1 protein-coding gene is annotated in these 774 nt (G+C 46.4%); it reads right to left on the minus strand.

What is annotated here, in order from left to right; translation table 11 throughout:
• The coding region (locus tag QF777_12005; protein MDP6912259.1) for an LLM class flavin-dependent oxidoreductase at positions 1-746 on the minus strand (746 nt) is incomplete at its 3' end.
• Positions 747-774 lie beyond the last annotated feature (28 nt).

Here is a 774-nt window from a genome sequence, read left to right on the forward strand (position 1 = left end):
TTAAATGCCGGATATTTTGGTTGTGCTGTTTCACGCATCCGCGTCGTTGAGTGAACAGGGTCTTTATCAAATTCAGGAATAACTTGATCACCGAAGATTTCAAGCATTTCTTTGATCTCTTCATGTTGCATTCCTTCAATAGGTAGACCGAAGACGACTTGATCGCAGCCAACGCTTTGGTAGGCCTCTAATTGTTCGGAAACTTCTTCTGGGTTACCGCATAACATGTATCCTGCTTCGATAATTTGATCAAGCATTTCATCTGTCCACTCTATGAGTGTGCTCGCTGGTGCATTTGGCCACGTGATTCCATCCGGTGATTTGGGCATGGTGTCGTGGTACAGGTTGACCATGGTAACGAGATAGCCTCTACCTCTTGCTTTCGCTATTTCACGTGCTCGCTCACGATCTTCAAGGCAGATAACTCCGTTCGTCATCATCACATTATTGTTTTGGAATTGTCCGATAACCTCAACCGGTGACTCAGCAGCTTCTTTGTAGGCTTCAAGTCTTCCTTTAAGGTTATGAATGGGTTCAAAGTTAAAGGCGATAGCGCCTATTCCTAAGGACCCAGCTTTCGCGAATGTTTCAGGGTTTCCACAAGCAACCCAGATAGGTGGGTGCCCTTTCCCATAAGGTTTGGGAAGTATGTTGTGGGGTCCAGGAACTGACCAACCGTTCCCTTCGAATGCGTAGTCTTTCTGTTCCCACATTCTGGGGATTTCACGGATGACTTCATCCCACATGGCTTTTGTCTGGGAGGGTAATGTCCCA

Source organism: Acidimicrobiales bacterium, assembly GCA_030747595.1.
Lineage (GTDB): Bacteria > Actinomycetota > Acidimicrobiia > Acidimicrobiales > MedAcidi-G1 > UBA9410.